Here is a 23,863-nt window from a genome sequence, read left to right as displayed (position 1 = left end):
GTCTCCTCCAAGCGTTTGGAATCTGTAGCCAGCAGAGAGCCGGCTTCGTTGAAAAACGCGGAAATTGATAGCACGTGTACTGAATACAGAGGGTGGGTTTAGCGCTGGTTACAGAACGTGAGTACCTCGTCTACGAAGCGGTCTGGCGCGGTGTTCATCGGTTCGTGTTGGTGGCCCTCGAAGGTAACGGTCTGACTGTCGGGGAGCGCATCGCTGACTGCTTCTATCGCGTCCCCGTAGAACGGAGGGCTCTCGCCGCCGGTCATCAGCAGGGTCGGGGTCCTCATCTCTTCGAACCGGCTCCCATCGAACTCGTACTCGGCGATCGCTTGCAATTCACGGGGTATCGTGTGTGCGGCGTCAACCATCTCTTGCCAGGTCGGACTGGAGCGAGCGGCGTCGAGTTCATCTGACGTGAGGCCGGCGACCTCCCGGAGGAAGAACACGAGCACCCGCTCGTTATCACCGTCATCGAGTAACCGATTCATTTCGGCAATTCCCGCTTCGGCGCCGGGTTCGTGGTTGCCGACCGCAATGGGAGGTTCGTTCAGGATGAGCCTACCCAGATTGTCAGTTCGCAGGGCTGCCTCCAGCGAATAGAGTGCTCCTCCGGAATGGCCGAGCACGGTCACCGGCTCGTCGATCGAACCGACGACCGCAACCACGTCCTCGGCTTCCCGTTCCAGTCCGTACTCGGTAGCATCACCGCTCTCACCGCGACCACGACGCTCGATCGCGTAGACCGTACAGTGGTCCGCGAGAGCGGAACGCGCTCCGGCCAGATCCCAGAACCTTCGAACGTCGCCGTTCCCGTGTACGAGCACGAGCGGTGGCCCGTTTCCAGTCCGTTCGAAGGCGATCTCAGTTCCATCTGCTGACGTGATCGTTTCCATCAGTCCTCTACTCTATGAGCACGCCAGCATCCTATGTTAACATTCTCCACACTCGAACGGAGAGATCGCTATTCGCTCTAGTGACTAAAGTAGCCGATTCGGTCCGGATACGGCCCGCTGGGGGGTGTGCACGCTGTATTCGACACGCTCTCTGCAAAACAGCACGCATCCGGAATGTGTACAGGTCGAAATCCAGGTTGGACGCTAGAAGGCGTCGCCCTCGAAGCTCGTGTCGGCGTGGAGACTCTCCTTGAGCGCGTCGTGGACCTTACAGAGTTCGAAGCCGCGGTCGATGATCTTCTGGCCGGTCTCGTCGTCGACGTCGGCCTCGACGCGGATGTCGAAGTGGACCGACTCGAGTTTGTCGTCGTCGTTCAGTTCGCCGGAGGAGGCGATCTCGATCTTTCCGAGTTCCTCGACGCCGCGCTGCTGGCCGCCGACGCGCAGGGCGGGCACGTAACAGGAGCCGTAGGCCGCGAGCAGCGCCTCGAGGGTGTCGGGGGCGTCCTCGCCGGTGGCGTCGATCTGCGTCTCGAAGTCGCGGATCTCGTTCGTCGCGCTGAATCCCTCCTCGGAGATGGTGGTGACTTGCTTCGACATTGCGTTCGGGACGTGGGCGCCCGGGAGGGTAAACGTTGTTCTCCCGGTCGGTGTGTCCGGACTCGGTCCGTGTAACAGATCGCCTCAACAATCGACCGCGGTTCCGTCACGCGGCTCCTCGAGTCCGTCGGTTCGGTAGGTCCCGTCGTCGGAAACGAGATACGTCGCTTCCACGCGGTAATCCAGATGGGGATCCGGGGCGTCGTCGGCCGCTCGAGTCACGCCGAATTCGGTTCGCAGTTCGACGACCTCGCCCGACGATCGAGAGTCGGTGCTGACGACGACGGGCTCGAGCGGGTCGTCGACCGCCTCGTCGTCCCGCGTCACCACGCGGTTCCGTATGTAGCGGCGCTCGCACTCGACGAGGCGGTCAGTCGAGTCGGTTTCGCCGCCGGCTGCGAGGCTCCCGTCCTCGAGACACCCGCCGAGGGACGCCGAGAGGACGGTGCCGACAGCCAGCAGAGCGGTGCGTCGGTGCACGGCTTCTCGTCTCTCCGAGCTGATAAGTGTCTTCTCCAGGCTACAATCGCGCTTTCAGTTACCCGGTTCGTCGGCGCTCGCGAGAACGTCGGGCCGGGTGGGTTCGGGAGACGGACCCGAGTCGGCGTACTCCGGCAGGGTCGCCTGGCGGGTATCGGGCGGGTCGCCGGTCAGTGCGTACGGCACCAGGATGTACACCGCGTTGATCACGAGGATCAGGAGGATCGGCGCGAGAAACAGCCCGTAGAAGCCGAAGACCGCGGGGCCGACGATGTAGGAGACGAGCAACATCCCGGTATGGGTCTGGTCGCCGCTGATGTGGGCCCGGATGAAGAAGTCCGGGATGAAGTCGACGACGACGGCGCTTACCGCCGTAAACACCGCGACCGGGACCAGCAGCGAGAGGTCCCCGGCGAGCCACGCGTTGACAGCAAGCAGGACCGCCACCGGGATGTAGACGATCTTGATACCGACGACCGGGATCAGGCTGCCGATGCCCGCGAGCGCGCCGACCAGCGCCGGAAACGGAACCTGGACGGCTGCCGGCGCGAAGAAATTGTACGTGTAGAACGTGATGACGCCGACGACGGCCGTCACGAACACGTTCACGATGTTGCCGAAGAGCGTCATCGAGAGCTCCGGGTCGACGGCGCGGGCGTAGGTGTCGAGCACGTCCGAGTCGTCGTACGTCGACAGCAGCCAGGAGACGAACCGCGGGCCGTCGATCAGCATGTAGTAGGTCAGCACGACCATAACGAGCACCTGGATGATCGCTCCGCCGACCAGACCGAGTATCCCGCTGAGGCTTACGAGCACCAGTCCGAGCGAGGCCTGCGTCGCCGCCTCCGTTAGCATCGCCTGGATCTCCTCGAGTTCCAGCCCCCGCTCGTCGATTTCGGCGAGCGCCCCCTCGAAGAACTGGTCCTGTAGCCCGTAGGCCTCGAGAAACGCCTGCGTCTCGAGGACGATGATCACGAGGGTGTAGGCGACGAGCACGATGAACGGGACGCCGAACAACACGAGCGCCAGCATCGCCCTGGGGCGTCTCGAGAAACCGAAGCGCTCGAGCGCCCGGTAGATCGGCCGGACCGCGTAGTAGAGAAAGACCGAGAAGACGATCACTGCGAGAAACGAGACGGCGACGTAGGCGACGAGGAAGAACAACGCCGCAACGAGCGATCCGACGAGCAGCCTGCGACCGAACGCGCGATCGTACTCCATTGGATTGAGGTACTCGTCATCGGTATTTCACTCTCCCGACCGATGACGGCGAGTGCGCCAGGGGTTCTCGGGCCGAGGGAGCGACGCCGAGAAACGATAGCGGTCGACCGCTACGTCGAGAGGTCGAAGGGGTCGCCCGCCTCGAGGACGTGAACCTCGGCGTCGCTGCCGGCCGCTCGAACTTCGCGGGCGAAGTCGTCGGTATCCTGTTCGATCGGCGGGAACGTGTCGTAGTGCATCGGGAACGCGTGGTCGACGTCGAGCCAGTCGACGGCGATAGCGGCCTGGGCTGGCCCCATCGTGAAGTGATCGCCGATGGGCAGGGCGGCGGCGTCGGGCTCGAGGTAGGGCCCGATAACCTCGCGCATTTCGACCATGAGGCTCGTGTCGCCGGCGTGGTAGAATGTCGTCGACTCTTCGTCTTCGATCTGGGTCGGCTTCGTATCCGAGACGACGAAGCCTGCCGGCATCCCCGCCGAGGAGTCGTGCTCGGTCATGATCCCGTTCGTGTGGTCAGCCCGGTGCATCGTCACGTAGGCGTCGCCGCACTCGACCGTACCGCCGAGGTTCATTCCCATGCCGCCGACGGCGTCCTCGAAGCCGAACTCCTCCTCGCAGTACGAGACCAACTCGGGGGTCGCGACCAGCGTCGCCTCCGAGAACTCCCCGGCGTGGGCGATGTGATCCGCGTGACCGTGCGTGAGCAGTACGTAGTCGGGCGTCTCGACGTCGGCGGGCTCGAGGTCGGTCTTCGGGTTGTCGAAGTAGGGGTCGATCAACAGGTCGGTGTCGCCGACGGTGACGTGCCACGTGGAGTGGCCGTGCCAGGTGAGTTGCATGCCACGCGGGGGTTCATCGGAGACCGACTTAAAAGTGGCCGCGTCGGTGGTATCCGCTTCGTTCCGAACAGGGGTCGCGGTTGATGGTGTGTCCCCGGATTTTTCGTTCCAGTGCGCGTAGAATACGATCTACAGCGGGAACCCGCGTGTCGCTTTCCACTGCGAGTCTGGCTTGAATAAGGGTAGACTCACTACGCCCCCCGTACTAACTCGAGTATCGGCAGTGAACAACCATGGGGAACGAGCGTGAACTTCGGGCCAAAGTGGGGGTCTCCCCCGTCAGAGAAAGATGCCTGATTCATCCGGAAACAATGGCGGAGTTGGATCTCGAATCCGGTGACCCTGTTGCCGTTTCCGACGGCCACACGACCATCGGATGTTACGCATTTCCGACAGACGAGTGGCCCGTCCGGGGCGCAACGACGGATGCGATCTACATCGACTTCTCCTCGTTCCTCATCGGATCCGACACCGAGCCCGACACCGTCAGTGTACGGCCGGTTTCTCCGTCACCCGCTCGCAAAATCGTTCTCGAGGGAGTCCCGGACAGAGCCGCACCTGCGCTTCACGCACTGGTCTCTCGAGAAGCGCTGATCGGTGCGCTTGCCGTCGAAGGGACGCGATTGTTCACCCACAGTAAAAATCGAGCGGACAGAGACGGGATCCCGGCCGGGTACGCATACATGCCGAAAGTGTACCATACGGTGCCCGAGGGAATCGTCGTGCTCACCGAAGAGACGACCATCAAAACCCAATAGTCCGCGTTCTCGGAGAGTCTGGGTTGGGAGCACTGCGAACCTACCACGAAGCGTCGTCCGGCCGTCGACTAACCGTACTCAGAACGCGTTCGAGCCGACTCGAGCGCACTCCCTCCGAGCCCGCTGCATGGACTATAAAGGCGCTCACCTGGGCGTGAGTATGGACGATCACCACCATTTATCACCCGCTAGTAAGTACGCTCGAGAGCCGCGCAGCGAAGACACACCACGCGGTCGTATCGGTCGCGCGTCACGCGACCCAGGGACAGGGCACGACAATGACGTGCCGTTTTTTAGTCGGCGACCGAAGCGATGGTATGCTCACACTGAGCCTCGAGGAGTTCATGCTCGAGTTGAAGGAGGGATCGATCAAGAACGTCGGCCCGACGAACAAGTCCGCGACGGCGAAGTTGTTCGACGTCGAATCGGCCGAGGCCCGCGAGTTCGGCGACAAACGGGTCAAACTCGTCTTCGAGGACGGCGAGGGGAACGAGGTCCAGGTGTCGTTGTTTCCCGAGGACGTTCGACGGATCGCCCGCGACATCGAGGCGCTCGAGGACGACTCGCCCGTCTTCGAGTAGTGCGTCTCCGCGAGATCGCAAGCAGCGATTGGGGTCGCCGGTCCATCGATGCGCCAGAGTCTCCGCTGACCATTGCCGCCGTATTTCGACAACCGTTTTAGGGCGAACCTGCTTGTACCGATTAGATGGGTAATTGCATCATCTGCGGCAAGCCCGTTGACGGCTTGGTCTGTGCGAGTCACCAGGAGGACGTCGTCTTCGAATTCGACGGCAACTCCCCCTCGCAGCTGACCCCCGACCGCTACTACCGGGGGACCGTCGATGGCTACGCCGACTTCGGCGTCTTCATCGACATCGGCGACCACGTCACGGGACTGCTGCACCGAAGCGAACTCGACCGTCGACTCGAGAGCCTCGACTGGGAGTCGGGCGAGACGGTCTACGTACAGGTACTGGACGTCAGAGACAACGGCAACGTCGACCTGGGCTGGTCGATCCGCCAGGAAGAACGCGACTTCCGCGGGAAGCTGATCGACACTCCCGATGGCGAATTCCTCCCCGAGGAGGTCGACGACGAAGACGGAAACGCCGCCGAGGCAAACGTCGGTACGCCGACTGCGAGCGCTGAGTCAGACGCCGAGTCAAGCGGCGATTCGGGCGGCGAGACGGCCGCGTCCTCCGCCGATGTCCCCGTTCCGAACGGCAGCGGCTCGAGCGCCGCCGCGACCGAGACGGAGCCGGCCGGCGAGACGCTCGCCGAGGAGACCGACAGCGGCCTCAACCGAACGACCGTCGACGCCATCGACGACCAGATCGGCAGCGTCGTCCACCTCGAGGGCGAGATCACGAGCGTTCGCCAGACGAGTGGCCCGACGATCTTCGAACTTCGAGACGAAACCGCGACCGTCGACTGTGCGGCCTTCGAGGAGGCCGGCGTCCGGGCCTACCCCGACGTCGACGTCGACGACGTCGTCGCGCTCCAGGGCGAGGTCGAGCGCCGCCACGGCGACCTCCAGATCGAAACCGAGGCGCTCGAGATCCTCGACGGCGACGAGCGCGAGACGGTTTCCAGCCGTCTCGAGGACGCACTCGAACAGGAGGCCGCGCCCGCGAGCGTCGACCTGCTGGCCGACCACGACGCCGTCTCGGCCGTCCGCGACGAACTCGTCGACGCCGTGACGGCGATCCGCCGGGCGGTCATGGAGGCGCGTCCGATCGTCGTCCGTCACAACGCGACGGCCGACGGCTACGTCGCCGGCGCCGCCATCGAGCGCGCCGCACTCCCGCTCATCCGGGAGAAACACACGCGCGACGACGCCGAGTACCACTACTTCGAGCGCCGGCCCCTCGACGGTCGCGTCTACGACATGGACGCCGCGACCGCCGACGTCACCTCGATGCTCGAGGCACGCGACCGCCACGGTGAGTCGCTCCCGCTGGTCGTCCTCGTCGACGCGGGTTCGACCGCCGAGTCCGTCGACGGCTACGACCTGCTCGAGCTGTACGGCGCGCAGTCGATGGTCGTCGACGACAGCCGAGCCGACGAGGAGATCGTCGACGCGGTTTCCGTCGCCGTCGCGCCGTCGCTCGCCGGTGCCGACGTCGCGGACGTCACCTCGAGTGCGCTGGCTGCGAACATCGCCGCCCACGTCAACGACGACGTGCGAGACGACCTGGTTCACCTCCCTGCCGTGAGCTACTGGGAGGACACCCCCGAGGCGTACACCGACCTCGCGACCGAGGCCGGCTACGACGAGACCGGCATCTCCGAGCGCCGAGAGGCCGTCGCTCTCGAGGCGTACTACCAGTCCTACAAGGACAAGCGCGAACTCGTCACCGATCTGCTGTTCGGCGACGGTGAGACGTCTCGAGACGGCAATCTCGCGGCGCACGTCTCCGAACAGTTCCGCGACAAGCTCGAAACCGAACTCGGAACGGCGACCGAGAACCTCGAGAGCCGGGAGATCGACGGTGGGACCGTCACCGTCCTCGACACGGCGGCGTTCACTCACCGCTTTGACTTCCCGACGACGGACCTGCTGCTCGACGAACTCCACCGTCGTCGCGACGCGGTGTTCACCCTCGGCGTCGACGAGGACGAACTCCGTGTCCGCGGTGCCGACGGGATCGACGTCCGCGAACTGGGCGACGCGATCGCCGAGGCGGTTCCCGACGCCGGCGTCGCCGTCGTCGGCGGCCGTGACGGCCACGTCGAGTTCCTGCAGGGCGAACGCGATGTAGTCCGCGAGGCTGCCCTCGAGGCGCTCGGGGAACTGGCCGACTGATCCACACGGACGGTTCGCTCTCGTTTCTCGAAAGTAATCTCTTTCAGCGTCGGCTGAGGAGTGCATACTATGCGCGATGATCCGGCGACTCGGCTACGAAACAACGCGACGGAGATTGCGTCGCTGGGAGTGACCGGTCTCTGGCTTGCGCTGTTGCTCTCCGGCGTCGGCGGCTCGCTCTGGCTCGCCGTTTTGCTGGTCGGCTACATCGTCGTCGTGCCGCTCGTCGCACTGCTGTACGGTGACGAAACCGACATCGAGGAGTGGTGGGACGAGGACGAGCGCGAGCGACTCGACCTCAGTAACGGAGAGCTATCCGAGGGGGTCGACGATCCGCAGACCCGCGACGCCCTCGAGACCCTCAGGAACCGCTACGCCGCGGGAGACCTCACCGACGAGCAGTTCGAGCACAAACTCGAGCGGCTGCTCGAGGTCGAGACCGTCGAGGACGCGGCGGCGTGGAAGCGGGGTCGCCTCGACGGGGAGCGAACCGAGGACCGCGATCGAGATCGGGACCTCGAGTACGAAACCTGATCACGAGAGCTGATTCGGGAGAGCGACACGCTTAACCGCGACCCGCGGCGACTATGTGCCGATGAGCGGTGTCACCGAGTCGGAGGCGTTCGAGGCGGTCTGTGAGACGCTCGTCGAGCGAATTCTCGACGGCGACGTCGACCGCGAGGACGTCGAGAAAGCGAAGCTCGAGGCCTGTTCGGAGCACTCCGCGCCGAAGGTGCCGAAGAACTCCGAACTGCTCGACTACGCCCCCCAGGAGTACCGCGAGGACCTGGAGCCGATCCTCCAGCGCAAGCCGGTTCGCACGGCCTCGGGGGTGTCGCCGGTGGCGATCATGACCTCGCCCGAGCGCTGCCCGCACGGGAAGTGTCTGTACTGTCCGGGCGGCCCAGACTCCGAGTTCTCGTCCTCCCAGAGCTACACCGGCCAGGAGCCCGCGGCCGCTCGCGGGGTCCAGAACGACTACGACCCCTACGGACAGGTGACGCTGCGCTTGGAGCAACTGCGCGAGATCGGCCACCCGGTCGACAAAGTGGAACTGATCCTGATGGGCGGGACGATGACCGCCCGCTCTCATGACTACCAGGAGTGGTTCGTCAAGCGGGCCCTGGAGGCGATGAACGACTACGACGTCGAGAAGGAGCCCGAGCCCGCAGAGGGCGTGAGCTTCGCGGAGGACCCCGAGGAGTACGAGTGGAAGTACCTCGAGGACGTGATCGCCGAGAACGAGACGGACTCGGTTCGGAACATCGGGACGACGTTCGAGACCAAGCCGGACTGGTGTGATCCGGAACAGATCGACCGAATGCTCGACCTCGGCGGGACGAAAGTCGAGGTGGGCGTCCAGACGACCTACGAGCGGATCAACCGGGAGATGCACCGCGGCCACGGCGCGAAGGAGTCGATCGACGCCAATCGACGGCTCCGGGATTCGGCGTTCAAGGTCGGCTTCCACATGATGCCGGGGCAGCCCGGGATGAGCAAAGAGATGTGCCTCGAGGATTTCCGGCGCATCTTCGAGCAGGAGCAGTGGAAACCCGATTATCTCAAAATCTACCCCACGCTGATCGTCCGCGGCACGGCGACGTACGACTGGTGGCACAAGGGCGAGTACGACCCCCTCACGAACGACGAGGCGGCCGAACTCGTCGCCGAGATCAAGTCGATGGTGCCCCGCTACACCCGGCTCCAGCGGGTCCAGCGCGACATTCCCGCGGACTTCATCGATGCGGGCGTCTGGAAGTCGAACCTGCGCCAGCTCGCACGGAAACGGATGGCCGAACACGGCTGGTCGTGTGAGTGTATCCGCTGTCGGGAGGCCGGGATGAACGACGAGGAGCCGGAGAACGTCGAACTCGAGGTCATGACGTACGACGCCTGCGGCGGCACGGAACACTTCGTTTCGTTCGAGGACTTCGACCGCGATCTCCTGGTCGGATTCTGTCGGCTTCGGTTCCCCGGAGAGCCGGTCCGTCCGGAACTCGAGAACGCGGCGCTCGTCCGCGAACTTCACGTCTACGGCTCGGAGGTCTCCATGGGTGCCGACGGCCAGGCCGACCAGCACCAACACAGGGGCTACGGTCGCCGGCTAATGGAACGGGCTGAGGAACTCGCCAGCGAGGCGGGCTACGACAAGGTAAGTGTCATCTCGGGCATCGGCGCTCGCGAATACTATCGGAACAAGCTCGGTTACCACCAGGACGGACCGTACGTCTCGAAGTCTCTGTAGCGCCTCGCGGCGTTTGTATTCGGAAGCAACGGTCGATCAGTCGACGAACTCGACGCCCTCGAGTTCGAACCGAGCACCGCCGTCGTCACCGTTCGTGGCTGTCGCCTCCCAGCCGTGTGCGTCGACGACCCAGTCGACGATATGAAGGCCGAGCCCTGAGCCATCCGAGGAAGTGGCGCCCGAGGCGAAGACCTCGGCCCGGTCCGGTTCCGGGATTCCAGGACCGTCGTCCTCGACGGCGAACCCGCCAGCGATGGTTTCGACGGTGACGGTGACGCCAGTTCCGGCGTGCTCGCCGGCGTCCCCCGGTGTTTTCAGGGGTGGGCTCGTGGAACCGTGTTCGACAGCGTCCTCCTGAGCGGCCGAAGGTGGGCTTGTCGAACCGTGTTCGACAGCGTCCCGCTGAGTGTTCGAAGCGGGGCTTGTCGAACCGTGTTCGACAGCGTTCCGAAACAGATTCGAGAGAAGCTGGACCAGCAGCGTTTCGTCGGCGCTGATGGTCGCACCGTCGACATCACAATCAAGCGTGGCGGTTTCGGATTTGATGTCCGCCCAGGCTGTATCGGCGGCGTCCGCGAGCGAAACGGGTTCCGTGATCGCGTCACCACCCTCGCTTCTGGCGAGATCGAGCATGTCGGAGGTTATCGCCTCCATCCGCTCGATCGCGTCCGCGACCGACTCGAGGTGTCGCTCGTCGCCGGTCTCCTGGGCGAGCTCGAGGTGCATCCGGGCGATCGCGATCGGGTTCCGCAGATCGTGTGAGACCGTTCCCGCGTAGTCGTCCAGGCGGTCTTTCTGGCGCTGGAGGCGTTCTTCCCGCTCCTTTCGCTCGGTGATGTCGTGGACCACGCAGACGAGTCCGTGGTCGTCGGTCTGGGCGAGCGTCATCGAGGCGGTAAACGTCGAGCCGTCCTTTCGAAGTCCCTCGACGTCGCCCGACCAGTCACCCTCGCACTCGAGAATCGGCCGGACCTCGTCGTCGACCCGCTCTGTCACGCCGTTCGGGTCGAGTCGTTCCCAGTCCGTGCCGACCAGTTCCTCCTGGTCGTAGCCGTAGATCGTCGCGAACGCTTCGTTGACGTAGATGAGCTGTTCGCTCGCATCCAGCAGGCAGACGCCCTCGTTCGCGGCCTCGATGGCGAGGAAGCCGTGGCTCATCTCTCGTTGGATCTGTCGCCGGGCCACCGCATCGTCGATCTGTGTCGCCAGCACGTCGAAGTCGGCGGGCGTTGCACCCTTCTGGAGGTAGTTGCTCACCCCCGCCGATATCGCCTCGCTCGCGAGCGTTTCGCTCCCGACGTTCGTGAACACGAGCACCGGAACGTCCGGGTATTGGGCGTCGAGATCGTCCAGGAAGTCGACGCCGGTCCCCACACCGACGTCGAGTTCCGTCACGATGCAGTCGATCGTTTCCGCTTCGAGCACCTCGAGCGCCTCCGTGGCAGTCGCTACCGCCTCGATCGTGGTCCGCTCGTCACCGTCACCGAGTTCGCGTTTTGCCGTCTCACGAGTGGCCGCATCCCCGTCGACGTAGAGTATCGTTTGTGCCGTCGATAGTGTCCGCTGCGGGGAAATCGGTCCAGCCCCATCCATACCGTGTACGGTATGCCGGAGCTACATAACAGTTCGCTACCCGGAACGCAAGTCGGCCACGCGTAGCGACAGTCGGCCGACGGCGATGATCACGACCGCCACCGACGCCGAGCGACCGCGTTCGCGCGCCGGTGTGCCGGTGACGCGAGACTCCCGCCTCGAGTCGGTTCAGACGGCGAGAACGGTGTCGACGACGAGCATGACGGCGAACCCGAGGACGAACGTCGCCGTCGCGGTGTCGGCGTAGCCGTGACCGTGACTCGAGGGGACGAGTTCGCGGAAGACGACGGCGATCATCGCGCCCGCGGCGAACCCGGCGGCGAGCGGAAAGAGGCCGGTGACGACGACTACGAGGGAGAAGCCGACGGCGGCGGCGAGGGGCTCCGGGGCCCCGCCCGACAGCGTGGTGTAGAGCAGAGTCCGCGGCCGCGAGACGCCCGCTCGAACCGCCGGAACGGCCATCGCGAACCCGTCAGGGACGTTCTGGACGGCGATCGCGGTCGCGATCGCGAGCCCCAGCCCCGCCTCGCCGCTGGCGAAGGCGATACCGACGGCGAGCCCCTCGGGAACGTTGTGAATCGTCACCGCGCTGCCGACGAGGAGGGCGCGTCGCCGGTCGTCGACGGCGTCCTCGTTTCCGGGTTCGACCTCGAGCGCGGCGGTTCCCTCGAGCCGATCCCGTCCGAACCGGAGGTGAAGGTGCGGCAGGACGGCGTTCGCGACGAGCAGGAAGCCGCCGCCGACGAGGACCCCGAGGACGACCTCCCAGGGCGAGCCCAGTTCGAGGCCGGGGACGACGAGCGCGAACACCGCCGCGCCGGTCATGATCCCGCCGGCGAAGCCGAGCGCGCCGTCGTAGACGCGGTGGCTCACGCGCTCGGTAAACAGCGTCGGGACGGCTCCGAGGCCCGTGGCACAGCCCGCCACCGTGGCAACGACGAGCACCTCGGCGAGTGACGGCATGCCGTGTACAGACAACGGCTACCACTGGAAAACTATCGGCCGCGTGAACGGGGAGTCGATACTCCATCTGCGCATACGTTTTTCATCCCATGAAATCGTCCGGAATCAATAAGTAATCGCTGTTCAACATTCCCATCGGTGCGTGGGATTCTCATACTCACGTGCAGACACACATGAAACGACGAACGTTCATCCACGGAGTTGCAGCAGGGGCACTAACACTCGGAGCGGCGGGGTCGGTTACCGCGGCCGAGCGAACCGAAACGGCGCTGGTAGCCACGGACGACGGCGACGTTCGCACGCGTATCGAGCGGGCGGGATACACCGTTCGCCGCGAGATCCTCGACGGTAAGGTGTACGCCGTCACCGGCGGGGCACCGAGCGACCTCGAGTCGGTCGACGGCGTTTCGCACGCGACATCGAACCTGCGCCTCGAGTTCGAAGCGCCCGCGGCGGCCGCGACCGCTGTCGGGCAGGAGGAACCGGCGCTGTACGACCTGCAGTGGGACAAGCACGTCACCGAGGCCGTTCCGGCCCACGAGTACGCGACCGGGTCCGGCACGCGCATCGCGATCATCGACACCGGAATCGACGACGGTCATCCGGATCTCGGAAACGTCAACACGGAGCTGAGCGCGAGGTTCAGAGAGGGCGAGGTCCTCCCCCACGAGGGCGATCCGCACGGCCACGGGACACACGTCGCTGGAACCGCAGCCGCAACGGGCGAGGTGGGCGTGATCGGCACCGCACCCGACGCCGAACTCGTCTCGTTACAGATGTTCTACTTCGTCGAACCCGACGACCCCGAGGACGATCCGGTGCTCGTGACGACGACCGAAGACCTCCTCAACGCCGTCGTCTACGCGGCCGAGATCGGTGCCGACGCGGCGAACCTGAGCCTCGGAACGCAGCCGCTCCCGCCGGAGTTCAACGCGGGCGGCTATCGGGGCGTCCTGACGCCGGTCTACCAGTACGCGGCCACCAGCGGAACGGTCCTCACGGCGTCGGCGGGGAACAGCGAAACCGACCTGCAGGGCGGCCACTTCGTGACGCCGAGTGATCTCCCCGCGACGATGAGTATCAGTGCAACCGGGCCGAACGACGAACTGGCCTTCTACTCGAACTACGGGCAGGGCCAGGTCGACGTCGCCGCACCCGGCGGCGGGTACGAAACCGAGGAGAAGTCTCTCGATCCCGATGCGGACGTCGAGTGGCCGTACCCGACGAACCTGGTGCTATCGACGGTCCCCGGCGGCGGGTACGCATACATGGCCGGCACCTCGATGGCTGCCCCCCAGGTCGCCGGCATCGTGGGCCTGCTTCGCGAACTCGAGCCCGACGCGAACTCGAACCGGATCGAACGGTTCGTCAAGGGGAGCGCGGACGGCGATGCGGGAGAGAGCGATCCCGAACGCGGCGCCGGACGCGTGAACGCGCTCTCAGCGGTCGAGGACCGCTAACCCCCGGCCCAGAGCGACACGTCTTTTTGATCGGACCCGGCAGGTACGGTATGGATCCCAAGCGGGAACTTACGAGCGTCGACCTCGCCGCCCTCGTCCGGGAACTCGGAGCCTACGAGGGAGCGAAGGTCGACAAGGCCTACCTCTACGGCGACGACCTCGTGCGCCTGAAGATGCGCGACTTCGACCGCGGTCGCCTCGAGCTCGTCCTCGAGGTCGGCGAGATCAAACGCGCCCACACCGTCGCCCCCGAGCGGGTGCCCGACGCCCCCGGCCGGCCGCCCCAGTTCGCGATGATGCTTCGCAACCGCCTGTCGGGGGCTGACTTCGTCGGCGTCGAGCAGTTCGAGTTCGACCGCATCCTCGAGTTCGTCTTCGAGCGCGAGGACGGCACCACGAGGATCATCGTCGAACTGTTCGGCCAGGGCAACGTCGCGGTGACCGACGGCGAGTACGAGGTGATCGACTGCCTCGAGACAGTTCGCCTGAAGTCCAGAACCGTCGTCCCCGGCTCGCGCTACGAGTTCCCCGACTCCCGGACGAATCCGCTGTCGGTCTCGCGGGAGGCCTTCGACCACGAGATGGACGACTCCGACACTGACGTCGTGCGCACGCTGGCGACCCAGCTCAACTTCGGCGGACTGTACGCCGAGGAGGTCTGCACCCGCGCGGGCGTCGAGAAGGCGATGGATATCACGGAGGCAGGGGAGGCAGAGTACGACCGAATCTACGAGGCGATCGAACGGCTCGCGCTCGACGTGCGAAATGGGAACTTCGATCCGCGGCTCTACCTCGAGGATACGGAGGAAAACGAACGGGGCGAGGAGGCGACTCCCGAGACAGTCGTCGACGTCACCCCGTTCCCGCTCGAGGAGCACGCCGAACTCCCCGCCGAGGCGTACGACTCCTTCCTCGCGGCGCTCGACGACTACTTCTTCCGGCTGGATCTCGAGGCCGACGAGCCGGACCCGACGAGCCAGCGCCCGGACTTCGAGGAGCGGATCGCCAAACACGAGCGGATCATCGACCAGCAGCAGGGGGCGATCGAGGGATTCGAGCGGCAGGCGGAGGACACCCGCGAGCAGGCCGAACTCCTGTACGCGAACTACGGACTGGTCGACGAGATCCTCTCGACGATCCAGAACGCCCGCGCCCAGGACCGGCCGTGGGCCGAAATCGCCGAGACCTTCGATGAGGGGAAAGAACGGGGGATCGAGGCCGCCGAGGCGGTCCTCGAGTTCGACGAGAGCGAGGGAACCGTCACCGTGGCGATCGACGACGAGTACGTCGAACTCGACGCGAGCCAGGGTGTCGAGCAGAACGCCGACCGGCTCTACACCGAAGCGAAGGCCATCGCCGAGAAGAAGGAGGGCGCGCTCGCCGCCATCGAGGACACCCGCGAGGAACTCGCGGAGATCGAGCGCCAGCGGGACGCCTGGGAGGCCGACGACGCCGGAGAGCCGGACGACGAGGGAGACGAGGAGGCCGAAGCGACCGACTGGCTCAACGAGCCCTCGATCCCGATCCGGGAGAACGAGCCGTGGTACGGCCGGTTCCGGTGGTTCCACACCAGCGACGGCTTCCTCGTCATCGGCGGGCGAAACGCAGACCAGAACGAGGAGTTAGTGAAGAAGTACTTAGAGCGCGGCGACAAGGTGCTCCACACGCAGGCCCACGGTGGTCCCGTTACGGTGCTGAAAGCGACCGACCCCAGCGAGGCGTCTTCCTCGGACATCGAGATCCCCGAAACGAGTATCGAGGAGGCCGCCCAGTTCGCCGTCTCCTACTCCTCGGTGTGGAAGGACGGCCGCTACGCGGACGACGTCTACGTGGTGGACTCCGATCAGGTGTCCAAGACCCCCGAGAGCGGCGAGTACCTCGAGAAAGGCGGGTTCGCGGTTCGCGGGGATCGGCGCTACCTCGACGATACGCCGGTCGGTGCCGCCGTCGGCATCCAGTGTGAGCCCTACACCCGCGTGATCGGGGGACCGCCGTCGTCGCTCGAGGGAAAGGCCGTCACGACGATCGAAGTCGAACCCGGCCGCTTCGCCCAGGGCGACGTTGCAAAGCGGATCTACCGCCGGCTGCGCGAGCGCTTCACCGACGAGTCGTTCGTCCGCAAGATCGCCAGTCCGGACAAAATTGCGCACTTCCTGCCGCCGGGTGGGAGCCGGATCAAAGACGAATAACGAGGGGCACGCCTCCGCCAACCTCCGTCGATCAGTGAGCCGCCAGCTGTTCGTCGAGCTTGTCGAGGCTCTGGCTCCAGCCCTCCTCCATCCCCTCGAGCGCCTCGGCCACCTCCGGCGTCGCCGTGACGACCTCCGCCTCGAGCGTCAGCACCGTCTTCCCGTCGCGGTCGGCGAAGGTGACGGTGTTGGACACCTCGAGTCCGTAGCTGCCGTCCTCGTCTTCGAACGCCCGGCTGGTCATCACGAGCCGTTCGGGTGGCTCGACCTCGTGGAACTCCCCGGCGTCCGGGTAGACGGTGCCGTCGGGGGCGTGCATGTCGACGCGGAAGGAACCGCCGGGGCGGGCGTCTAGCTCGTGGACCGTGCTCGTGAATCCCGTCGGCCCCCACCACTCCTCGGCCTTTTCGGGGTCGGTCCAGGCTTCGAACACGCGCTCTCGTGGCGCGTCGAACGTCCGCGTGATGGTCATGTCGTAGTCGCTCGGGTCGAAATCTGTGAGTTCGGTTTCGTCTGCGGTCATTGGTCTTCGTCCTCCAGGTGGATGGCTAACGCGTCGAGCCGGTCTTCCCAGAAGACGCGGTACCGGGTCAGCCAGCCGAACGCGGCCGAAAGCGGGGCGGCTTCGAGGTGACACCGTCGAACCCGTCCATCTTTCTCGACCTCGAGTAAGCCCGCGTCCTCGAGTACCTGCAAGTGCTTCGACACCGCCGCCAGCGAGACGTCGTGGGGGTCCGCGAGTTCGCCGACGCTCGAGGGACCGGTGGCCAACTGTTCGAGCAGCGCCCGTCGGGTCGGGTGGGCCAGCGCTCCGAAGATCGCGTCGAGATCCGGCTCGTCCGCCTGTCGTTCAACCATCCGGTTGAGTGTACGCCGCCCTAATATTTAACCATCTAGTTAAATATATGCGACTGACCGCAGCACGGATAGATAGCGGGCCTGATAGGCGCCCTCTCCACCGGACCGCGCCGCCGACCCACGCCGCCGAATCGGACCGCTCATACCGTCTTGGCAGGCTCCGTCACACCGGCTGAGGCTGCACCTGCCTGCGTCAGCCCTACCCCGGCGGCCGTGGACGCCGTCTCTATGGTGGATCCGGATACGCAGGGCTCCGACCGCGAGGTCGGCACGGCGACGATCGTCTACGAACCGACCGACGGCGACCCCGAGGAGGTCACCGTCGACAACGACCACATCGCCTACTTCCAGGGCCACTGGCTGTTCGCCTACGGGACCGACGAGGAGGGTAACGACGTCGTCCGCCGGGTTCCCAAAGAACGGGTCCGGTACGTCGAGCGCTCCGTCGAGGAACTCGAGGAGACGTTCGAGACGGCCGTCGACAAGGCGAAGGACACGCTCCAGGAACTTCGAAGCTGAAAAACGAGAATCGTCAGAGCAGGTGGGTCTCGGCGACGTTCGTCACGACCGGGAGCCGTGTCCGCTTGCCTCTGAACGCCGACACCATCAGGTAGAGCCAGAGCACCAGTCCGATCAGCCCCAGGGCGGCCGAGACGAACAGCATCCCGAGGCCGACGAGGAGACCTAGCAGCGGGATCTCGCCGAGAACGAGCGCGACGACCGAACTCATCACGCTGAATCCGACCGCCAGGGCGAAGCCGGCGGCCGAGAGCACGATGCTCTGGGCGGCGTGATAGCGCGCAAACTCGTTCTCGTCCTCGAGGAAGTAGACGAGCAGGCCGCTCACGAACGCGAACAGGTACGCGAGCGCTCCGAGCACGTTCTCGTCCAGTCCGGTGCTCGTCTCGGCGGGTGCGTGGTCCGTCTCGGGAAACTGTGCGTCGGGTGTTTCGGGTACTTCGGTTGCCATCAGTCTTCGAGAGTATATTAACCTCTAATTGGATAAACATTTTTCTTGAAAACAGTATCTAAAAAATATAGTGTGGGTTGGTTCCATTCCACACAAGCTACAGGCGAGACCAGAGCGCACTTGGTCCGCGCGGGCTCACTTCTGGATATGCAGATCAAAAGCCGGGAACCGCTCGAGGGCGGACGCGAGCGGGTGACGGTCGTCCCCGAGAGCCTCGACGACCTCTGGCACCTCCAGTACGTCTTAGAGCCGGGCGACCGCGTCGCGGGCGACACGACCCGCCGGATCCAGCGCAACGACGAACAGATGCGCGACACGGGCGGCGAGCGCGAGCACATGTGGGTCGCCATCGCGGTCGACACGATCGAGTTCCATAAGTTCGCCAACCGCCTGCGGGTCGGCGGCGAGATCGTCGCCTGCTCGCGGGAGGACCAACTCGGCTTTCATCACACCCTCAACATCGAGGAGCGCGAGGAGCTCTCGATCGACAAGCGGTTCAAGCCCGACCAGGAGGCCCGCCTCGAGGAGGCCGAGGCGTCGACGGAGAACCCCGACGTCGCCATCGCCACCGTCGAGGAGGGACAGGCGTTCGTTCACACGGTCGCCCAGTACGGCACCGAGGAGCGGGCGACGATAACCGGCCCCACCGGGAAGGGCGAGTACGCCCGCGAGCGCTCGGAGCTGTTCGCCGAACTCGCGAAGGTGCTCAAGCGGATGGACGTCGACGCGATCATCCTCGCCGGTCCCGGCTTCACGAAACAGGACGCGAGGAAGTACCTCGAGAAGAACGAACCCGAGGTCGCGGAGCTGATCACGATGGTCGACACCGCCGGCGTCGGCGACCGCGGGGTCCACGAGGTCCTGAAGCGGGGGGCTGTCGCGGACGTCCAGCAGGAGACCCGGATCGAGAGCGAGGCCGCGGCGATCGACGAACTCACGAAGCGGATCGCCGAGGGTGCGAAGGCGGCGTACGGCCCCGAAGAGGTGAAAAAAGCCGCCGAGTACGGCGCCATCGAGCGCCTGTTGATCGTCGACGACCGACTCCGCCAGGAGCGCGGCCCCGACGGCGAGTGGACCATCGACGTCGACGACGTGGTGCGCACGGCAGAACAGAAAGGCGGCGAGGTCACGGTGTTCTCGAGCGAGTTCCCGCCCGGCCAGCAGCTTTCGAACCTGGGAGGGATCGCCGCGCTGTTGCGCTACCGGCTCGAGTAGTTCGGTTTCCACTCCGCCGAACGCGGTCCCTAGACGTCGTTTTCCGACTCTGTGAGTCGCATTTCGTCTCTACCTGAGCGCTTCGTCGCTGGCCTCGATCAACTGGATCAACACCGATGCGAACAGCGATCCGGCGCTCCAGATCGCGGTCTCGCTCCCGTCGTCGTCGACGACGCTCAGCAGCAGAGTGTCGTCGTCGACGAGGACGATCCGCCCCGACCGATCGTCGTCGGCGCGGTGATCGGGCGGCGAGAACGCCGCCACCCCCGCGAGCGCCTCGAGTCGGCTCCGGACGTCCGCCGAACTGCTCACGCCGGCAACGTCGACGCCGGCGGCCGCCCGCTCTTCGAGCGTATCTCGCACCTCGTCGGTGAGCAGCGCCGGAAGACGAGTCCCGAACAGGATCCGGTCGTCGGCGTCCGAGAGCAGGTCGACGACGCGGTCGTCGACGCGGTCCCGCCCGCGGACGGTCCAGATGTCCTCCTGTTCCTCTTCGCCCCCGGTCTCCTCGCGGACCGTTTCGACGTACTCGAAGGCGCGTTCCTGCTCGCTCTCGAAGCGGTCGCGGAGGGTGTTCCGAGCCTCCTCGAGGCTCACCGGCCGGTACCGGATCGGACTCGACTGCTGGACCTCGAGCAAGCCGCGGGACTCGAGGCTGTCGGCGACGCTGTACACCTGCGAGCGAGGAACGTCGGCGACCCCGGCGACGTCGCGGGCGGTTCCCGATCCCAGACGCTGGAGGGCGATGAACACCTTCGACTCGTAGCTGGTCAGCCCCAGTCGCTCGAACGCCTCGACGGCGTCGGTTTCGGAGGTCACCGGTCCTCACCCCCGCTCGAGGCGGCGGGTTCGTCCCGGCCGCCGTCGCTGGCCGCTGGCGCGCTCGCACCGGCCCGTGTGGCGTCGAAGGAGACGTCGGGGCCGAAGTAGCGCGTCCAGAGCACCAGCAGGGAGGGAAGAACGATCACGCTCGCGAGGAAGGCGTAGATGATCGTGAGCCCGGTAATGATGCCGAACTGGCGGAGGACGGGCAAAATTGCGAGCGCCAGCGTGCCGAAGCCGCCGACCGTGGTCGCGGCGCTGCCGAGCAGCGCGCCGCCGGTGCCGGTCACCGTGGTTTCCATCGCCGTCCAGACGTTGCCCTGGCGCTCGAGTTCGAGCGTGTACCGGGAACTGATGTGGATGCTGTACGCCACGCCGAGCCCGATGGTGAGGCTGGTGATCATCCCCGTGAGCACGTTGAAGGGCATCCCGATCAGGTACATCGTGCCGAGGATCCAGCTGACCGAGAACGCCACGGGCAAGAGGGTCACCGCCCCCAGCGAGGCGCTGTTGCCGGTCAGCCAGTAGGCGACCGAGAGGAACGCGAACACCGCGACGAGCGTGATCAGCAGGCTCTCGAGCACCGTCTCGAGCAGATCCTGTTCGACGATGTGGTTGACGATCGGACCCCCGGTTGCGGTGGCGCTCCAGCGGCTATCGCCCCCGTCGTCGTCGAAGTCCGCCGCGATGGCTCGCATGTCGTCGGTAACATCGTTCGTCGGCGCATCCCCGCGGACGGCGACGACGAGTTGGATCGCCTCGTATTCGCCGTCGGCGTTCTGATAGACCACGTCGGCAGCCCCGGGATTGGCCTCGAGCAGTTCGTCGTACAGCGACTCGAGGTTCCGGTCGGGGATCCCGTCGCCGTCGGTGTCCGCGGCGTGGAACGACTCGTTGAACGACTCGTTTTCGGCTGCGGTGTCTTCCATCACCGAGAGCGGGCTCCGCACGTCGGCGTCGCCGCTGGCGAGCGTGTAGGCGCTGTCGCTGTCGGCGGCGGCGTCCTCGGCGGCACGCACCCGTTCCAGGGTCTCGTCGTCGGTCACCTCGCCCCTGACGAGTATCTGGGCCTCGGCGTCCTCGCGCTGGAAGTTCTCGTTGACGTACTCGAGGTCCGCCTTGGCCTGGTACTCGCCGGGACTGAGCGGCCCGGGCAGGCGCTCTGTCCAGGCGGGCGGGTCCTCGGCGAGGAAGTCCTCGTCCTCGAAGCTGGTGTCGACCTGGCTCGCGCCGTAGACGCCGCCAGCGGTGAGCAGGAGGACCGCGAGCAACACGGCGAGCGGGGCCTTTCGTGCCGCGACCGACCCGACCGAAAGGACGTCGCTGAACCGGCCGCCGCCGGTGCCGAACGCACGCTTTCGCCGGTCGTAGCCGCGGGACTCGAGGAACGAATCGATCTCGACCTTCGCCGCGGGGACGAGCGCGCCGAAGATCAGCAGCGCCGCCAGAATGCCGACGGCGCTGACGACGCCGAACTCGCGGATCGGGCCGATCGGACTGATGAGATTCGAGAGGAAGCCGATGACCGTGGTGGCGGTCACCCAGACGAGCGCGACGCCGACGCCGGCGAGGGCGACGGTCATCGAGCCCCGAACGCTGCCGCTAACGCCGTCTGCCTCGCGCTGTTCTCGGTGGCGCATAAAGACGTGAATCGCGTAGTCGATCGACAGCCCGATCAGCAGGACGGGGACCGCGACGAACATCTGATTGAACGCGATCCCCGCCCAGCCCATGAATCCGAACGTCCAGACGAGGACGGCGATAATGCCGGCTACGCCGAGGACGATGTCCAGCGGGTCGCGGTAGGCGACGAACAGCGCGACGACGACGAACAGTAGCGCCAGCGGACCGACGATCGCCAGGCTGTCACCCATCGAGCGGTCGATCTCGTCGGAGATGATGCCGAAGCCGAAGACGACGTACTCCTGATCCTGCTGGTTGGCCAACTCGCGCAGGTCGAGTTGCGTGTCGATGACGTCGCTCCCGACCTCGCCCATCTCGGGCATCCCCTCGCCGTCGGTCGACTGCGTGACGAACATCATCCGGGCGTCGGCCTCCGTCGATCCCGGTTCGTAGCCCGTCGGCATCAGCGCCAGCGCCGCGGTGGAGTCCTCCGAGAGGGTGTCCTGGATCAGCTCCTCGAACTCGTCGTCGTCCATCTCTTCGAGCGCCTCGATCTGTTCCTCGAGCGACGGGGAGCCGGCCTCCTCGAGCTCCCGCTGGTCCTCCTGGAGCCGTTCGCTATCCGCCTCGAGCTGTTCGAACTGCGCCTCGAGTTCCTGTTGATCCGCCTCGAGCTGTTCGCCCTCGGCCTCGAGTTCGTCGCCTCGCTGTTCGAGCTCCTGCTGGTCCTCCTCGAGTCGTTCGTACTCCTCGGCGAGGACACCCTGGGTTCCCTGCAGGTAGACGTCCTCGAGCTGGTCCTCGAGTTCGGCGGACTGCTGGTTGTACTCGGCCTCGGAAATCTCGCCGCTCTCGTACTGGTACTCGAGGAGCACGAGCTGGTCCTGTACCGCCCGGGCGTTCTCCATCGCCGCCGCGAACTGGGCGGCCTGCTCGTCGTCGAGCGGTGCCGTCGTCTCGGTCTCGAGATCCTCGAACTGCCCCTCGTACGCGGCCGCCTGCTGCTGGTACTCCTCGTCCCCGACCTCGCCCTGCTCGTAGGAGACGTTCAGCTCGGTGTACTCCGTCTGGAGGGCGACGGTTTCGTCCAGCGCGACTTCCAGCTCCGCGCTCTGCTCCTCGAGTTCGTCGGCTCGCGCCTCGAGTTCGCCACCTCGCTCTTCGAGTTCCTGCTGTTCGGTTTCGAGCGCCTCGCCGCGAGCCTCGAGGTCGGCCGCCGTCTCGTTGAGTTCCTCGCTCCGGTTCTCGAGTTCGGCGCCGCGGTCGGCCAGTTCGTCGGCCTGCTGACCGCGGATCGCGCTCGTCGCGACGATGTTCTCGATGCCCATCGTCGGATCGTCCTCGACGAGCGTCGGACCGATCGTCTCGTGAGCTCTGATCGCCTGTTGGAACTCGAGTGACCTGATCAGCGACTCCGTCGAGAGGGCGTCGTCGTCGCGCACGATCAACTGCACTGTCGACGTATTCTCGGCTTCCTCGACGGTGAAGTTCTCGCTGATGTACTCTGCGGCCTGGCCCTCCTCGGAGTCGCTCTCGAACTGCTCGAGCGAGGAGTCGTCGTCCAGCATCGTTACTCCCGCACCGATCAGCGCCGTCGTCAGCAGAAGAGCAACGAGAACGATCTTGCTGTGCGTCGTGATCACCGCGGAGACGCGTTCGGGGAGGCTCACCGGGGACCACCGCTCGTGGGCGACATCGTCATCTGTTGTGAGGAGCTTACTAACGAACGTGGATATAGCTGTTGTTATCCCAGTACTAACAGGACTACTCGGGGCCGGATAGGCTTACGATCCTGCTCGTGGTAACTTCCACTCTTTCCGGCGGCCGCCGGTGCAGACGGCGAGCCTCGCCCCGTGGCGACGGCCGGAACGGTGAGAATACCATGACGACTGAGACAATCGAACTCGTCCGGCGCGACCCGGAGGAGATCTGGACCGAGGGAGCCGTCGACGTTATCGACGAACTCTTCGCGGACTCGTTCGTGCTACACGATCCGTCAGCGCCCGACGAACCGCGCGGCCGCGACGAGTACAGGGAGTTCGTCGAGACGTACCGGGCGGCGTTCCCCGACCTGACGTACGCGGTCAACGACGTGATCGCCGACGGAGACGCCGTCGCGCTTCGGTATACGGCGACGGGCACGCACGACGGCGAGTTGCTTGGAGTGGAACCGACCGGCGAACGCGTTTCGGTGTCGGGGATGCAGATCTACCACCTCGAGGACGGGAGGATCGTGGAAGCGTGGACGAGCTACGACGCCCTCGGGCTGTTTCAACAACTCGAGGTCCTGCCGCCGCTCGAGGAACTCGGCGCGTAGTCAACGTGACC

The 23,863-nt window shown here is 65.6% G+C and carries 22 protein-coding genes; 10 read left to right on the top strand and 12 right to left on the bottom strand.

Translation table 11 applies throughout. From position 1 onward, the window contains the following. Positions 1-98: 98 nt before the first annotated feature. The 5 genes from AC6I6S_RS04500 to AC6I6S_RS04480 all read right to left on the bottom strand — a co-directional run bounded on the left by AC6I6S_RS04500 (position 99) and on the right by AC6I6S_RS04480 (position 4,033). Positions 99-893 carry an alpha/beta fold hydrolase gene (locus tag AC6I6S_RS04500; RefSeq protein ID WP_497948536.1) on the bottom strand — a complete coding sequence of 265 codons (795 nt, stop codon included), beginning with the start codon at positions 891-893 and terminating at the stop codon, positions 99-101. 204 nt (positions 894-1,097) lie between these two features. Further along, a complete protein-coding gene (locus AC6I6S_RS04495; RefSeq protein WP_497948535.1) occupies positions 1,098-1,493 on the bottom strand; it encodes an OsmC family protein in 396 nt (131 codons plus the stop codon). A gap of 84 nt (positions 1,494-1,577) precedes the next feature. Beyond that, entirely contained in the window at positions 1,578-1,973 is a 396-nt protein-coding gene (locus AC6I6S_RS04490; RefSeq protein WP_497948534.1) for a hypothetical protein, read from the bottom strand. Between the two features lie 54 nt (positions 1,974-2,027). Further along, entirely contained in the window at positions 2,028-3,194 is a 1,167-nt protein-coding gene (locus tag AC6I6S_RS04485; RefSeq protein WP_497948533.1) for an AI-2E family transporter, read from the bottom strand. Positions 3,195-3,304: 110 nt separating this feature from the next. Further along, complete coding sequence (locus AC6I6S_RS04480; protein ID WP_497948532.1) at positions 3,305-4,033, bottom strand: metal-dependent hydrolase; 729 nt, start codon at positions 4,031-4,033, stop codon at positions 3,305-3,307. 311 nt (positions 4,034-4,344) lie between these two features. Between AC6I6S_RS04480 and AC6I6S_RS04475 the strand changes: the two genes are divergently transcribed. The 5 genes from AC6I6S_RS04475 to AC6I6S_RS04455 all read left to right on the top strand — a co-directional run bounded on the left by AC6I6S_RS04475 (position 4,345) and on the right by AC6I6S_RS04455 (position 9,842). After that, positions 4,345-4,791 (top strand): hypothetical protein, encoded by a 447-nt coding sequence (locus AC6I6S_RS04475; protein ID WP_497948531.1) that lies wholly within the window; start codon positions 4,345-4,347, stop codon positions 4,789-4,791. A 317-nt stretch (positions 4,792-5,108) separates the two neighbouring features. Continuing rightward, complete coding sequence (locus AC6I6S_RS04470; protein WP_497948530.1) at positions 5,109-5,372, top strand: hypothetical protein; 264 nt, start codon at positions 5,109-5,111, stop codon at positions 5,370-5,372. Positions 5,373-5,497: 125 nt separating this feature from the next. Then, on the top strand, positions 5,498-7,597 hold the full coding sequence (locus tag AC6I6S_RS04465; protein WP_497948529.1) for a DHH family phosphoesterase: 2,100 nt from the start codon (positions 5,498-5,500) through the stop codon (positions 7,595-7,597). A gap of 69 nt (positions 7,598-7,666) precedes the next feature. Next, entirely contained in the window at positions 7,667-8,131 is a 465-nt protein-coding gene (locus AC6I6S_RS04460; protein WP_497948528.1) for an SHOCT domain-containing protein, read from the top strand. Positions 8,132-8,192: 61 nt separating this feature from the next. Next, positions 8,193-9,842 (top strand): tRNA uridine(34) 5-carboxymethylaminomethyl modification radical SAM/GNAT enzyme Elp3, encoded by a 1,650-nt coding sequence (locus tag AC6I6S_RS04455; protein WP_497948527.1) that lies wholly within the window; start codon positions 8,193-8,195, stop codon positions 9,840-9,842. Between the two features lie 36 nt (positions 9,843-9,878). On the opposite strand, the gene AC6I6S_RS04450 is transcribed toward AC6I6S_RS04455, so the two are convergent. Together AC6I6S_RS04450 and AC6I6S_RS04445 are read right to left on the bottom strand one after the other, a co-directional pair. After that, positions 9,879-11,435: a sensor histidine kinase gene (locus AC6I6S_RS04450; protein WP_497948526.1), complete on the bottom strand. Its 1,557-nt coding sequence runs from the start codon at positions 11,433-11,435 to the stop codon at positions 9,879-9,881. A gap of 168 nt (positions 11,436-11,603) precedes the next feature. Continuing rightward, positions 11,604-12,398: a ZIP family metal transporter gene (locus AC6I6S_RS04445; protein ID WP_497948525.1), complete on the bottom strand. Its 795-nt coding sequence runs from the start codon at positions 12,396-12,398 to the stop codon at positions 11,604-11,606. Positions 12,399-12,571: 173 nt separating this feature from the next. On the opposite strand from AC6I6S_RS04445, the gene AC6I6S_RS04440 reads away from it, so the two are divergent. Together AC6I6S_RS04440 and rqcH are read left to right on the top strand one after the other, a co-directional pair. Then, positions 12,572-13,858 carry a S8 family peptidase gene (locus AC6I6S_RS04440; protein ID WP_497948524.1) on the top strand — a complete coding sequence of 429 codons (1,287 nt, stop codon included), beginning with the start codon at positions 12,572-12,574 and terminating at the stop codon, positions 13,856-13,858. 50 nt (positions 13,859-13,908) lie between these two features. After that, positions 13,909-16,047, top strand: coding sequence for a ribosome rescue protein RqcH (gene rqcH / locus AC6I6S_RS04435; protein ID WP_497948523.1), 2,139 nt, complete (start codon positions 13,909-13,911; stop codon positions 16,045-16,047). A 31-nt stretch (positions 16,048-16,078) separates the two neighbouring features. On the opposite strand, the gene AC6I6S_RS04430 is transcribed toward rqcH, so the two are convergent. Further along, positions 16,079-16,570: an SRPBCC domain-containing protein gene (locus AC6I6S_RS04430; RefSeq protein ID WP_497948522.1), complete on the bottom strand. Its 492-nt coding sequence runs from the start codon at positions 16,568-16,570 to the stop codon at positions 16,079-16,081. Next, positions 16,567-16,905, bottom strand: coding sequence for an ArsR/SmtB family transcription factor (locus AC6I6S_RS04425; RefSeq protein ID WP_497948521.1), 339 nt, complete (start codon positions 16,903-16,905; stop codon positions 16,567-16,569). The genes AC6I6S_RS04430 and AC6I6S_RS04425 overlap by 4 nt, the downstream gene beginning before the upstream one ends. Before the next feature lie 228 nt (positions 16,906-17,133). Here AC6I6S_RS04425 and AC6I6S_RS04420 point away from each other — a divergent pair, with 228 nt between their 5' ends. After that, positions 17,134-17,424, top strand: coding sequence for a hypothetical protein (locus AC6I6S_RS04420; protein WP_497948520.1), 291 nt, complete (start codon positions 17,134-17,136; stop codon positions 17,422-17,424). 13 nt (positions 17,425-17,437) lie between these two features. Here AC6I6S_RS04420 and AC6I6S_RS04415 read toward each other — a convergent pair whose 3' ends face one another. Beyond that, complete coding sequence (locus AC6I6S_RS04415) at positions 17,438-17,875, bottom strand: DUF4870 domain-containing protein (RefSeq protein WP_497948519.1); 438 nt, start codon at positions 17,873-17,875, stop codon at positions 17,438-17,440. A gap of 147 nt (positions 17,876-18,022) precedes the next feature. On the opposite strand from AC6I6S_RS04415, the gene AC6I6S_RS04410 reads away from it, so the two are divergent. Next, positions 18,023-19,090: an mRNA surveillance protein pelota gene (locus tag AC6I6S_RS04410; protein WP_497948518.1), complete on the top strand. Its 1,068-nt coding sequence runs from the start codon at positions 18,023-18,025 to the stop codon at positions 19,088-19,090. Positions 19,091-19,159: 69 nt separating this feature from the next. Here AC6I6S_RS04410 and AC6I6S_RS04405 read toward each other — a convergent pair whose 3' ends face one another. Next, positions 19,160-19,909 carry a TrmB family transcriptional regulator gene (locus AC6I6S_RS04405; RefSeq protein ID WP_497948517.1) on the bottom strand — a complete coding sequence of 250 codons (750 nt, stop codon included), beginning with the start codon at positions 19,907-19,909 and terminating at the stop codon, positions 19,160-19,162. Further along, the gene (locus AC6I6S_RS04400) at positions 19,906-23,205 is read right to left on the bottom strand and encodes an efflux RND transporter permease subunit (protein WP_497948516.1); all 3,300 of its coding nucleotides are present in this window, start codon (positions 23,203-23,205) and stop codon (positions 19,906-19,908) included. The genes AC6I6S_RS04405 and AC6I6S_RS04400 overlap by 4 nt, the downstream gene beginning before the upstream one ends. A 212-nt stretch (positions 23,206-23,417) precedes the next feature. Here AC6I6S_RS04400 and AC6I6S_RS04395 point away from each other — a divergent pair, with 212 nt between their 5' ends. After that, positions 23,418-23,852, top strand: a complete 435-nt coding sequence (locus tag AC6I6S_RS04395) for an ester cyclase (protein ID WP_497948515.1) — start codon at positions 23,418-23,420, stop codon at positions 23,850-23,852. Positions 23,853-23,863: the final 11 nt, after the last annotated feature.

This window comes from Natrononativus sp. DTA114 (assembly GCF_059736515.1).
Note: the sequence above shows the minus strand (reverse complement) of the source record. Positions and strands in the feature narration are given on the sequence as shown.